Source organism: Cedecea sp. AS113 (assembly GCF_037152415.1).
Classification (GTDB): Bacteria; Pseudomonadota; Gammaproteobacteria; order Enterobacterales; family Enterobacteriaceae; genus Cedecea.
Genome location: NZ_JBBCMI010000013.1, coordinates 26,947 through 37,793, shown reverse-complemented (window position 1 = coordinate 37,793; position 10,847 = coordinate 26,947). Strand labels below are relative to the sequence as shown.

12 protein-coding genes and 1 riboswitch are annotated in these 10,847 nt (G+C 53.8%); of the genes, 3 read left to right on the top strand and 9 right to left on the bottom strand.

What is annotated here, in order from left to right; translation table 11 throughout:
- The first annotated feature begins 9 nt into the window (after positions 1-9).
- Positions 10-1,116, top strand: a complete 1,107-nt coding sequence (locus WFN87_RS15795) for an ABC transporter permease (RefSeq protein WP_166875710.1) — start codon at positions 10-12, stop codon at positions 1,114-1,116.
- On the opposite strand, the gene WFN87_RS15790 is transcribed toward WFN87_RS15795, so the two are convergent.
- The 7 genes from WFN87_RS15790 to moaA form a co-directional block, all read right to left on the bottom strand.
- Complete coding sequence (locus WFN87_RS15790; protein WP_336982255.1) at positions 1,078-1,485, bottom strand: YbhQ family protein; 408 nt, start codon at positions 1,483-1,485, stop codon at positions 1,078-1,080. The two genes, WFN87_RS15795 and WFN87_RS15790, sit on opposite strands and share 39 nt — an antisense overlap.
- A 186-nt stretch (positions 1,486-1,671) precedes the next feature.
- Positions 1,672-2,382: a Bax inhibitor-1/YccA family protein gene (locus tag WFN87_RS15785; RefSeq protein WP_008456273.1), complete on the bottom strand. Its 711-nt coding sequence runs from the start codon at positions 2,380-2,382 to the stop codon at positions 1,672-1,674.
- 90 nt (positions 2,383-2,472) lie between these two features.
- The gene (gene moaE / locus WFN87_RS15780; protein ID WP_336982254.1) at positions 2,473-2,925 is read right to left on the bottom strand and encodes a molybdopterin synthase catalytic subunit MoaE; all 453 of its coding nucleotides are present in this window, start codon (positions 2,923-2,925) and stop codon (positions 2,473-2,475) included.
- On the bottom strand, positions 2,926-3,171 hold the full coding sequence (gene moaD, locus WFN87_RS15775) for a molybdopterin synthase sulfur carrier subunit (RefSeq protein ID WP_008456269.1): 246 nt from the start codon (positions 3,169-3,171) through the stop codon (positions 2,926-2,928).
- Positions 3,164-3,649 (bottom strand): cyclic pyranopterin monophosphate synthase MoaC, encoded by a 486-nt coding sequence (moaC, locus tag WFN87_RS15770; protein WP_008456267.1) that lies wholly within the window; start codon positions 3,647-3,649, stop codon positions 3,164-3,166. The genes moaD and moaC overlap by 8 nt, the downstream gene beginning before the upstream one ends.
- A 3-nt stretch (positions 3,650-3,652) precedes the next feature.
- Positions 3,653-4,165, bottom strand: coding sequence for a molybdenum cofactor biosynthesis protein B (moaB, locus tag WFN87_RS15765; RefSeq protein ID WP_336982253.1), 513 nt, complete (start codon positions 4,163-4,165; stop codon positions 3,653-3,655).
- Between the two features lie 24 nt (positions 4,166-4,189).
- Positions 4,190-5,212: a GTP 3',8-cyclase MoaA gene (gene moaA / locus WFN87_RS15760; protein WP_336982252.1), complete on the bottom strand. Its 1,023-nt coding sequence runs from the start codon at positions 5,210-5,212 to the stop codon at positions 4,190-4,192.
- A riboswitch (molybdenum cofactor riboswitch) is annotated at positions 5,168-5,302 on the bottom strand. (Overlaps the previous gene by 45 nt.)
- A gap of 208 nt (positions 5,303-5,510) precedes the next feature.
- On the opposite strand from moaA, the gene yvcK reads away from it, so the two are divergent.
- Positions 5,511-6,419: a uridine diphosphate-N-acetylglucosamine-binding protein YvcK gene (yvcK, locus tag WFN87_RS15755; protein ID WP_008456260.1), complete on the top strand. Its 909-nt coding sequence runs from the start codon at positions 5,511-5,513 to the stop codon at positions 6,417-6,419.
- A gap of 10 nt (positions 6,420-6,429) precedes the next feature.
- Here the strand turns inward: yvcK and uvrB are convergent, their stop codons facing one another.
- Entirely contained in the window at positions 6,430-8,445 is a 2,016-nt protein-coding gene (uvrB, locus tag WFN87_RS15750) for an excinuclease ABC subunit UvrB (RefSeq protein ID WP_166995346.1), read from the bottom strand.
- Between the two features lie 791 nt (positions 8,446-9,236).
- Between uvrB and WFN87_RS15745 the strand changes: the two genes are divergently transcribed.
- The gene (locus tag WFN87_RS15745; protein WP_166995344.1) at positions 9,237-9,947 is read left to right on the top strand and encodes an ABC transporter ATP-binding protein; all 711 of its coding nucleotides are present in this window, start codon (positions 9,237-9,239) and stop codon (positions 9,945-9,947) included.
- A 12-nt stretch (positions 9,948-9,959) separates the two neighbouring features.
- On the opposite strand, the gene WFN87_RS15740 is transcribed toward WFN87_RS15745, so the two are convergent.
- Complete coding sequence (locus WFN87_RS15740; protein ID WP_336982251.1) at positions 9,960-10,478, bottom strand: helix-turn-helix transcriptional regulator; 519 nt, start codon at positions 10,476-10,478, stop codon at positions 9,960-9,962.
- Between the last annotated feature and the right edge of the window lie 369 nt (positions 10,479-10,847).

Sequence of the window (10,847 nt, the reverse complement as noted above, 5' to 3'; positions counted from 1 at the left end):
GGAGAAAGCATGTTTTATCGTTTATGGACGTTGATTCGCAAAGAGCTGCAGTCGCTGCTACGCGAGCCGCAGACCCGCGCCATCCTGATTTTGCCGGTGCTGCTGCAGGTGCTTTTGTTCCCGTTTGCCGCCACGCTTGAGGTCACCAATGCCACCATCGCTATTTATAACGAAGACAACGGTAACCATTCGATTGAGCTGACCCAGCGCTTTGCCCGTGCCAGCGCCTTCAGCCACGTGCTGCTGCTGAAAAGCCCGCAGGAAATACAGCCGACGATAGACAACCAAAAAGCCCTGCTGCTGATTCGTTTCCCGGCAAATTTTTCGCGCGATATTGCCAGTCAGAATCCGGCGAAGCTGCAGATTCTGCTCGACGGGCGTAACTCAAACAGCGCGCAGATTGCCGCGAATTACCTCCAGCAAATCGTCAATAACTATCAGCAAGAGCTGATGACCGGCCTGCCCAAACCCAACAACAGCGAGCTGACTATTCGCAACTGGTATAACCCTAACCTCGATTACAAATGGTTTGTGGTGCCGTCGCTGATTGCGATGATTACCACCATCGGCGTGATGATTGTAACGTCCCTCTCCGTGGCCCGGGAACGCGAGCAAGGCACGCTCGATCAGCTGTTGGTTTCGCCCCTGGCCACCTGGCAAATCTTTATTGGCAAAGCGGTTCCCGCGCAGATTGTCGCGTTGGTGCAGGCCACCATTGTGCTGGCGGTAGGAATTTGGGGCTACCACATCCCCTTCTCCGGCTCGCTGCTGCTGTTTTACTTCACGATGATTATCTACGGGCTGTCTCTGGTGGGGTTCGGGCTGCTGATTTCCGCCCTCTGCTCAACCCAGCAGCAGGCGTTTATTGGCGTGTTTGTCTTTATGATGCCGGCGATCCTGCTCTCCGGCTATGTCTCACCGGTGGAAAACATGCCGGTATGGCTGCAGGATTTGACGTGGATAAACCCGATTCGTCATTTTACCGATATCACCAAGCAGATTTACCTGAAGGATGCGAGCTTTGGGATTGTCTGGCAGAGTTTGTGGCCGCTGCTGGTGATTGCGGCCACAACGGGTTCAGCGGCGTACTGGATGTTTAGGCGTAAGATTGCGTGATTTGTCTTTCGCGAGCAGAGAGAAGATAGCTGGCCCGGCGAGCATTGCCAGGCCGGCGAGCGCCAGAAGAAGGTGACTGTGTACCACTCGAGACAGTAGCCACAGCGCAATCATTGCGTTGCCGAAATACCATGTAGTAGTCAGCTCTTCAAGAAAATCACCGATATCGCGTAGCAAGCCGGTGTGAAAACGCTGGAAGATAAACATCAGCACCACGGTGGCGACATAAAGCAGGCACAGCCCTACGCCCACGGGGATCAGGGTCGCGGTTTTCCAGCCAACGAGCAGCGCAGCGACCACCGCAAGATGCAGCATAATCTGCCAGCAACCCAGCCCGGTTCTCACTCTTACACGTTGTTGCCACTTCATGTTTTATCTCCTGGAGTATTTCTTCCTGTTAATCAGAGTACGCAAGTGTACGGAAATTTCCTCAATACGCCCCCTTTTTGTGACAGATATTGCAATTTATTTCCGTTCAGGCAGGTAAAAGTCGCGCGAGGAAAAGCAAAACTGCGGGGAAAACTCCCTCCCCGCGAAGGGGAGGGAATATGTAGATTAGCGGCGGTTACCGAAGATACGCAGCAGCATCAGGAACAGGTTGATGAAGTCCAGATACAGCGTCAGGGCACCCAGAATTGAGTATTTACGCAGCATTTGCGCGTCGCGGGTATCAATTTGCTCGCCGATGTTTTTCAGTTTTTGGGTGTCGTATGCGGTCAGGCCCACAAAAACCACCACGCCGATGTAGGTGATGGCCCACATGAGCGCATCGCTTTTCAGCCAGAAATTAACCAGCGAAGCCAGTACAATCCCGATCAGTGCCATAAAAAGCATGTTGCCGAAGCCGCTCAGGTCACGTTTGGTGGTATAGCCATAGAGGCTCATGGCACCAAACATCCCGCCTGCCACCACAAATGTGCTGGCGATGGACGAATAGGTATAAACCAGAAAAATGCTCGCCATGGTCAACCCGGTCAGCGCCGAGTAAAGCATAAACAGCGACGTCGCCACGCCAGCGCTCAGCTTGTGCACCATGCCGGAGAGCACAAAGACCAGCCCCAGTTGAACGATGATCAGACCAAAGAAAGTGATTTTACTGGAGAAGACAAACTCCATCACCGCCGGGGTATTCGCCGCGTACCACGCGATAAAGGCGGTTAAAAGTAGACCGCAGGTCATCCAGCCGTAAACTTGCGCCATAAAGGTCTGAAGGCCCGTATTGGCACGCTGCACGATAGTCTCATTGGGACGCGGGAATCGGTCCATGATGCTTCCTCTGTGTTGTGAATTAAACTTCTGACGCGAGCTGTTTGGCTCACCCGCTTTAAGATTAACACATCCCGCAGACCGCGTAGCCTACCAGCGTTTAGCCGCCTGCTTATCGCTGTCCCGGGCTTCGACCCAGCGGTCGCCTTCGGCGGTCGCTTCACGTTTCCAGAACGGGGCGCGAGTTTTCAGGTAATCCATGATGAACTGGGCGGCTTCAAACGCTGAGCTGCGGTGGGCGCCCGTCACGCCGACAAAGACAATTTCATCGCCTGGCCACAGTTCGCCGATGCGGTGAATCACCGTCACGCGCTGCAGCGGCCAACGGCTTCTGGCCTCGGCGACAATTTCAGCCAGCGCTTTTTCGGTCATGCCCGGATAATGTTCAAGCATCAGGGCGCTAACGCTGTCGCCAAGGTTGTGATTGCGAACTTTACCGGTGAAGGTCACGACCGCACCGTCTTCATCGCACTGAGAAAGCCACTGATACTCTTCGCCGACGTTGAAATTCTCGCGGCCAACAATAATACGGGTGTTGTCCACTTAACCTCCGGTCACCGGTGGGAAAAAGGCCACTTCGTCGCCCTTCGCCAGCGGATGATCAAAGCTCACCAGCGTTTGATTGACCGCGGCCAGCAGCTTGCCGGACTCCAGCGCCAGCGCCCACCGGCTGCCTCTGTCGGCCAATGCCGCACGCAGTTGCTCCACATCGCCGTAGGCTTCATCCAGCGCCAGGCTGTCGCAGCCGACCAGTTCGCGTACCTGGGCAAAAAACAGAACATTAAGCATCGTTTGCCACCTTAAAATCGCCGGATTTTCCGCCGCTCTTTTCCAGCAGACGGACAGGGCCGATGACCATGTCTTTTTGTACGGCTTTGCACATGTCATAAATGGTCAACGCGGCGACGGAGGCCGCAGTCAATGCCTCCATTTCTACGCCGGTTTTTCCCGTCAGGCGGCACACGGACTCGATGCGAACTCGGTTTTGCTCAGTCTGAGCCTCAAGCTGCACTTCTACTTTGCTCAGTAAAAGCGGATGGCACAGCGGAATCAGTTCCCAGGTGCGTTTAGCGGCCTGGATCCCCGCGATACGTGCGGTGGCAAAAACGTCACCTTTGTGGTGGCTGCCGTCAACAATCATCGCCAGCGTTGCCGGCTGCATGGTCACAAACGCTTCGGCGCGGGCCTCACGAACCGTCTCAGCCTTGGCGGACACGTCCACCATATGTGCTTCCCCGGCGGCGTTAATATGGGTCAAATGCGACATAACTTACTTCTTAATATGTGGGTGGAAATTGCACGGGCGCTGACGGGCATCCAGTTGAGGCTGAATGATATTTTCCCAGGCGGTTCGGCAGGCCTTCGTTGAGCCCGGCATGGCGAAAATCAGCGTTTTGTTCGCCATGCCCGCAACGGCGCGTGACTGCAGCGTAGAGGTGCCAATCTCTTCAAAGGAGAGCATACGAAACAGCTCGCCGAAACCTTCAACTTCCCGGTCAAACAGCGGGAGAAGCGCCTCCGGCGTCTGGTCTCCGTCGGTAAACCCGGTGCCGCCGTTGATCAACACCACCTGAACCTGCTCATCGGCAATCCACTGCGAAACTGCGGCCCGGATGGCATAACGGTTTTCTTTGACGATAGCTTTGTCTACCACCTGATGCCCCGCTTCCGTGGCGACTTCACCCAGATAATGACCCGAAGTGTCGTCATCTTCACCACGACGGCTGGACACCGTCAAAATAGCAATACGTGCCGGGATAAACTCTGCGCTTACCTGACTCATCGATATTCTCCTTGTGGGCAGGCTCTAGCCGCCGATATACGACAGATTTTGGGTGATGCCGGTGTTACCGTCATGCAGGAAATGGGTTTGCTTTTTCTGCGCCAGCGCGGAAGAGATACGTCCCTCCAGTTCGCTTTGCTGGGCGTCATCCGCCAACAGATCCCGCAGCGCAATTCCCTGCTCGCCAAACAGGCAGAGGTGCAGGTTACCGACGGACGAAACTCGCAGCCGGTTGCAGCTGGCACAGAAATCTTTCTCATACGGCATGATGAGCCCGATTTCGCCTTTGTAGTCGGGATGGTAGAACACCTGGGCAGGGCCATCGCTGCGCTGACGCAATTGGTGAACCCAGCCTCGCTCAAGCAGCTGGTCGCGAATGGTTTTACCGGAAATATGGTGTTTGCGGAAAAGCGAGCCGCCGTCGCCGGTTTCCATCAGCTCAATAAAGCGGAGCTGGATGGGGCGCGGTTTGATCCAGGCAAGGAAGGTCTCGAGCTGATTGTGGTTTACGTCGCGCATCAGCACGGTGTTCACTTTTACTCGCTCAAACCCCGCGTTGAAAGCCGCGTCAATGCCATCCATCACCTGCCGAAATTTATCCTGGCCGGTAATGGCATGAAACTGACGAGCGTCCAGGCTGTCGACGCTAACGTTCAGGGCGGTCAGCCCCGCATCACGCCAGGCGTTAACATCCCGGGCCAGGCGATAGCCGTTGGTCGTCACCGCAAGCTGGCGAATAGACGTCTTTTCACGCACCGCGGCGATGATTTCGGTAAAGTCGCGGCGCAAAGAAGGTTCCCCGCCCGTCAGGCGCACCTTTTCGGTACCGAGAGCAGCAAAAGCCCGGGTAACGCGACGGATTTCATCGACGTTGAGGAAGCTTTTATTGGCCACGCCGTGCGGCTTATAGCCGTCGGGCAGGCAATAGCTGCAGCGAAAGTTGCAGACGTCGGTAATTGATAAGCGCAAGTAATAGAACTTACGCGCAAAAGCATCGGTAAGTTGGGACACTGAATACACCTTTCCAAATACGGGAGATGCAGTCATTTCTTCCTGCACCCTGGCAACCTCAGGGGCTGCGGCCAGGGCACCTTATCTTGTGACTTAGGTACCATGGCTTGAGTGTGTGTTACTGCGATAGTAGCGCGACATCTGGCTTCGCGCTATATCATTTTTCGCTATATAAATCTATACATAACGAGATAATTGCTTAATTTCGCTACAGAGTACTTAAAAAGCTAACTTTTACTTTGATATGTATCATTATCCACAGAGCAAGAATCGTCTTTTTGGCGCTTTTACGCTACCTTAAGCGCCTGTATGCCTCTTAAGGATTATCTTTTCTATGCGTAATCGCACGCTTGCAGATCTTGATCGGGTTGTCGCGCTGGGCGGTGGGCACGGCCTGGGTCGCGTCATGTCATCCCTTTCATCCCTCGGCTCACGTTTAACCGGCATCGTCACCACCACCGACAACGGCGGCTCAACCGGACGTATTCGACGCTCTGAGGGCGGGATTGCCTGGGGAGATATGCGCAACTGCCTGAATCAGCTGATCACTGAACCAAGCGTGGCATCAACAATGTTTGAGTATCGTTTTGGCGGTAACGGCGAACTTTCAGGCCATAACCTCGGAAATCTAATGTTAAAGGCGCTGGATCACCTCAGCGTGCGCCCGCTGGAGGCAATCAATTTAATTCGCAACCTGCTAAAGGTCGATGCGCAGCTGATTCCGATGTCGGAGCATCCGGTCGATTTAATGGCTACCGACGACCAGGGCAACGCCGTGTATGGCGAAGTAAGTATCGACCAGTTGCTCAATCCACCGCAGGATCTGGCGGTCTACCCGAAAGTCCCGGCCACGCGTGAAGCCTTAGAAGCCATCGCTGAAGCCGATTTAATTTTGATTGGCCCCGGCAGCTTTTACACCAGCCTGATGCCGATTTTGCTGCTTGAAGAGATGGATCAGGCGCTGCGCCGCACGCCAGCGCCGATGGTGTATATCGGCAACCTGGGCAAAGAGCTAAGCCCTGCCGCAGCCAGCCTTTCCCTGCGCCAAAAGCTTGAATTGATGGAACAGCATATCGGAAAACGCGTTATCGATGCCGTGCTGGTTGGCCCACACGTTGAGGCCAGCGAAGTGGGCGACAGGTTGGTTATTCAACAGCCGCTGGAAGCCAGTGACATTCGGTATCGCCACGACCGCCAGCTGCTGCGGGCAGCCCTCGAACAGGCCGTGCAGCAGCTCGGGTAAACCTCGCCGCTTATGAGGCGGCGATAAAGAGTTCGCGCAGCTTGTGAAGCTGGTCGCGAATCTGCGCCGCTTCTTCAAACTCCAGATTTTGCGCGTGTTCCAGCATATTCGCTTCAAGCTGATGAATTTTCTGCTGCAGCGCTTTCGGCGTCAGCACAACTTCATCATCTTCAATCACGCTGCGTGCTTTGGTTTTAACCCGCCCTTTGGTCTTCGCCATGCCTTCGCCAAGCTGCAGAACGTCCACGACTCGTTTGTTCAGGCCCTGCGGCGTAATGCCATTTTCTTCGTTGTAGCGCTGCTGCTTCTCACGGCGGCGTTCGGTTTCACCAATCGCTTTGGCCATTGACGGCGTGATTTTATCGCCGTAGAGAATCGCCTTACCGTTAACGTTACGCGCCGCACGGCCGATGGTCTGAATAAGCGAGCGCTCGGAACGCAGAAAACCTTCTTTGTCCGCATCCAGAATGGCAACCAGCGACACTTCCGGCATATCAAGACCTTCTCGCAGCAGGTTGATCCCCACCAGAACGTCAAATTCACCGAGGCGCAAATCACGGATAATCTCCATGCGTTCCACGGTGTCGATATCCGAGTGCAGGTAGCGTACGCGTTCACCATGCTCCTCTAAATATTCGGTCAGGTCTTCCGCCATCCGCTTGGTTAATGTCGTCACCAACACGCGTTCATTGATGGCCACACGTTTACGAATTTCAGAAAGCAAATCGTCTACCTGCGTTGCCACCGGACGCACTTCAATCACCGGATCGAGCAGCCCCGTAGGACGAACAACCTGGTCAACGATGTCCTCGCCAGATTTTTCCAGCTCATAGTTGCCCGGCGTCGCTGAAACGTAGATGGTCTGCGGGGCCAGCGCTTCAAACTCTTCAAATTTTAACGGTCGGTTGTCCAGCGCCGACGGCAGGCGGAAGCCATATTCCACCAGCGTTTCTTTACGGGCGCGGTCGCCGCGATACATGCCGCCAATTTGCGGAATGGTGACGTGGGATTCATCCACCACCAGCAGGCCATCTGCCGGAAGATAGTCAAAAAGCGTTGGGGGCGGTTCGCCAGGTCCTCGCCCGGAGAGGAAGCGCGAGTAGTTTTCAATGCCCGAACAATAACCCAGCTCGTTCATCATCTCGAGATCAAACTGGGTACGCTGGGCAATACGCTGCTCTTCCAGCAGTTTATTATTTTCCAGCAGGAACTTGCGGCGCTCGGCCAGCTCAACTTTGATATCTTCCATCGCCTGCACAATACGCTCGCGCGGCGTAACGTAGTGCGATTTAGGGTAAATAGTAAAACGCTGAATAGTTTGATCGATTTGCCCGGTCAGTGGATCGAACAGCGACAGCCTCTCAACCTCTTCGTCGAACAACTCTACACGCAGCGCAAGATCGTCTGATTCAGCCGGGAAGATATCGACCACCTCCCCTCTTACGCGGAACGTACCGCGCTGGAATGCCTGATCGTTGCGGGTGTATTGTAACTCCGTAAGACGGCGCAGGATCGCCCGCTGATCGATGATCATACCCTTCGTCAGGTGAAGCATCATCTTCAGGTACAGGTCCGGGTCACCCAGACCGTAGATCGCCGACACGGATGCCACCACGATGACGTCCCGCCGCTCAAGCAACGCTTTGGTCGCCGACAGACGCATCTGCTCAATGTGTTCGTTCACCGACGCATCTTTTTCAATGAAGGTGTCCGAGCTTGGCACATAAGCTTCAGGCTGATAGTAATCGTAGTAAGAGACAAAAAACTCAACGGCGTTGTCCGGGAAGAACTCTTTCATTTCACCGTAAAGCTGCGCCGCCAGCGTTTTATTTGGCGCCAGTACCATCGTGGGGCGCTGAAGGTCGGCTATCACGTTTGCTACCGTGAAGGTTTTACCCGATCCCGTTACGCCCAGCAGCGTCTGGTGCGCCAGCCCGTTTTCAAGCCCGTCTTTCAGGCGAAGGATTGCTTCAGGCTGGTCGCCAGAAGGTTTAAATGCGGAATTCAGTTTGAACGCTTTACTCATGAACGGGCTACCTGATGAAGAAACGAGCGGGCCGGAGAGTAATTTTACCCGGCAGCAGGATTTTTGCCAGTATAAAAACTGTATAAAACACCAGTTCTCATTTTTACTACGCCTGCTAACGACTGCTTTTTGCCACTTTGTTTGCCCAGAATTTGCCCCTTCACCAGATAAATCTCCAGCCACGACCGGTTATCCCCAAATTTTTTCGCCTTTTAACATTTGTCAAGGGAGGTAAGGATACCTCGGGCCGAATGTTTGACAGTTTTATTGCAACTGTTGCTTTTATTTAACAACTTGAATTCAAATGAATATTTCACAAAGACCGGTTTCGCGCCAATTTGGCCGCAGGCCGCGCCCGCTCTCGCTTTCGTCAAGTTTTCTAACTCTAATGCACAAGGTTATCCACAGGAATGGTGGATAACTGCAGCAAGCCCTTTTGCTTAGCCACTCGGAAAAATCCCTGATCTTCCTGTGCCAGGGGCGAAAAAAAAATTTCGCTAATTTTTTTGCTTTTATTCATTCGATTTCGCTATACCCGGCCATATTGAGCAAGATCCCGAAATCGAGATATATCCTGAGGTTAAAAGGCATTTTATTGCACCAAATTCGTACTTTTTAGCACCCGTCGAGTGCAGCGAGATCTCATCTTGCGCATCGGCTTTATCCTTTCAGGAAACCGATACTCAGTTTTATCCTGAATAGCGTGATGCTTTCAGGCATTATCACCAAGCTGGCAAGCTAATTGCAGCATATCCAGGAGGGAAACGACTCCCCAACCCAGGAGATGAGCCATGCTTAGCTTACGTGCTGTTAATCAGTTTTACGGTGACCACCACATACTGTGGAACCTCGACCTCGAGCTGACCCCGGGAGAATGCACCTGCGTGCTTGGCGCGCCAGGGCAGGGCAAAACCACGCTCGTAAACTGCATTACCGGCTATTTGCCAGTACAAAGCGGCAGTATGCTGTGGCAACAGGCGGGACAGCCGCCTGAAGACCTGGTGAATAAACCCGTGGAGCGCAGAACTGCGCTTGGAATCGGCTACGTTCCCCAGGACAGGCGCATCTTCTCCCAGCTTAGCGTTGAGGAAAATCTTCAGATAGCGATGATGGCGGGACATCATCGACCCCGGGTCATTCCTGCGCTGATTGATGACCTTTTTCCCGAGCTCTATAGCCTTCGGCAGGTAAAAAGCGGCGAACTTAGCGGGGATATGCAGCAACAGTTAGCGCTTGCCCGGGCACTGGTTTTAGAGCCCAGATTGCTGATACTGGATGAACCCACTCTCGGCGGAGGGCACCGCTTTATCACAGAAATGGGCAACCTCATCCGGCGCTTAAACCGCGACTTCGGCCTGACCATTTTACTGGTCGAACAGCGGCTGACTTTTATACGCCGGGTTGCAGACAAGTTTTGCCTGTTGCATAAAGGCCGAAATGTCGCGCAAGGGAATGTCTCCCAGCTGGACGACAAGCTCGTGGCGGGCTGGTTAGATCCCTGAACGCAGTCCCTACTACAAATTTTTCAATTTTTCCTGAAAAACCGGGTTGAGCTCCGTCATCGCCCGATGCAGGTTGCACTGCCGCGTCACTTTCGCGATATCCAGCAAAGGCGAAGGTATGGACTTCACGCCAGAGCTGTTCATCCAGCGTAAAACCGCGTCGAGATTCCATAGTGCAGTTTTCCCGTCATGTACCGGCGCTGGAAACGCCTCCCGGGAAACCATAACTTTGCGAATATACTGCCGGGACACGCCTAGCAGTTCCGCTACGTCACTCAATCCCACTAAATCAGGGGCAGCTTCAACCAATAACGCGCCTTGAATAATGCCTGAAACGTCCTTCAGCGCGCTCAGTAAGGCTTCTTCTGCTGTGTCGGCCTCGCGGATGAAATTCAGAGCAATACGCCCCGTCACACCGATGCCAACGAGGGCATCATCACACCCTCCTGCGCCCAGCGCAGCAATCCACTTCTCCGGATCTTTTTTCCCTTCTGGTAGAGTAAAAACAAGCGTGAACATGTATTCCGCCATGGAGCCTTCTCCTTGTTAATGCAGGACGCTACGTGATGCCCTATTGGCGCATCCATCCACAAGCCTGCGAATTTGTCTGGCATGGTTCTCTGCGTCGCGAGGCGTGTTCCAGACACAGCTGATACAAAACTCGCCGCACCGGCATGTTTTATCGTTCCAGGGGCAATACATTTTTCCCCAGCAATGCGAACCGCCCTCTTTGACCCGCCAACCCTGGCATTCTGCGTAGCTTAATGCCGCCTCTATCTCTTTTTGCGGGTGCCGTTTTCTGGCCATATCTCTTCCGGCTAAAAAAGCACCTCATAAAAGGTTGTCATATGACAACTCAAAGTATGAAATACTCTATAGACGTTGCAGCCTGGAATGAAT

Bases quoted from the DNA above. Each gene is read 5' to 3' on its own strand.
- WFN87_RS15795 (WP_166875710.1), top strand. From the start codon at position 10: ATGTTTTATCGTTTATGGACGTTGATTCGCAAAGAGCTGCAGTCGCTG.
- WFN87_RS15790 (WP_336982255.1), bottom strand. From the start codon at position 1,485: ATGAAGTGGCAACAACGTGTAAGAGTGAGAACCGGGCTGGGTTGCTGG.
- WFN87_RS15785 (WP_008456273.1), bottom strand. From the start codon at position 2,382: ATGGACCGATTCCCGCGTCCCAATGAGACTATCGTGCAGCGTGCCAAT.
- moaD (WP_008456269.1), bottom strand. From the start codon at position 3,171: ATGCTTAATGTTCTGTTTTTTGCCCAGGTACGCGAACTGGTCGGCTGC.
- moaC (WP_008456267.1), bottom strand. From the start codon at position 3,649: ATGTCGCATTTGACCCATATTAACGCCGCCGGGGAAGCACATATGGTG.
- moaB (WP_336982253.1), bottom strand. From the start codon at position 4,165: ATGAGTCAGGTAAGCGCAGAGTTTATCCCGGCACGTATTGCTATTTTG.
- moaA (WP_336982252.1), bottom strand. From the start codon at position 5,212: ATGACTGCATCTCCCGTATTTGGAAAGGTGTATTCAGTGTCCCAACTT.
- yvcK (WP_008456260.1), top strand. From the start codon at position 5,511: ATGCGTAATCGCACGCTTGCAGATCTTGATCGGGTTGTCGCGCTGGGC.
- uvrB (WP_166995346.1), bottom strand. From the start codon at position 8,445: ATGAGTAAAGCGTTCAAACTGAATTCCGCATTTAAACCTTCTGGCGAC.
- WFN87_RS15745 (WP_166995344.1), top strand. From the start codon at position 9,237: ATGCTTAGCTTACGTGCTGTTAATCAGTTTTACGGTGACCACCACATA.
- WFN87_RS15740 (WP_336982251.1), bottom strand. From the start codon at position 10,478: ATGGCGGAATACATGTTCACGCTTGTTTTTACTCTACCAGAAGGGAAA.